The 597-nt window shown below is 44.7% G+C and carries 1 protein-coding gene; it reads right to left on the minus strand.

Annotated elements, in window-relative coordinates:
• Positions 1–390 (minus strand): YaaA family protein (locus B3763_RS07025; RefSeq protein WP_286745152.1); only part of this gene is annotated, 390 nt, incomplete at its 3' end.
• Between the last annotated feature and the right edge of the window lie 207 nt (positions 391–597).

Consider the following 597-nt stretch of genomic DNA (forward strand, 5'->3'; position numbering starts at 1 on the left):
CATTTCTAATCGATAGGGTTGAATAAGGTCGAGCGGACGCAACAGACCGTACAAGCCTGAGAGTATGCGCAAATGCTCCTGAGCGTAGAGAATATCGTCATGGCTCAGCTCTTCAGCTTCAAGCCCTACATACACATCTCCTTTAAAAGCATAAACAGCCTGCTTGGCTGTTTTAGGATTTTTGCTCTTGGTAAATTTCCTGTACCGGTCAGCGTTAAGCTCTGCCAGGTTTTCACTCAAATCCATTAACTCCTGAATTTCTTCCGGACTTTTCTCCTTCAGCACTCCAATAAGCTCCAGTGCTTCTTTCTGGAATTTCGGATAGGTTTTTTCCTTGTCGCATGGGGTTTCAAAATCGAGGGTCTTGGCTGGGGAAAGTACTAATAGCATATCGTTTTTACTCTTTGTGCAAACATACAAAGTGAGCCGCTAAAATGTTCGAAGGAGTTATAGCTAATGTTAATATTGTATTGCGATGCATGTAGTGAGTTTTGAGACTGGAATGAGCCCCACGCTTTTATCTCTCCTCGAGGCGAGGGATAGTACATTCTGCCAGTTCAGACCGCAGTCCTTAACTCTGGCACGAACCAATCCCCC

Source organism: Roseivirga sp. UBA1976, from assembly GCF_002336325.1.
GTDB classification, from domain to species: Bacteria; Bacteroidota; Bacteroidia; order Cytophagales; family Cyclobacteriaceae; genus Roseivirga; species Roseivirga thermotolerans.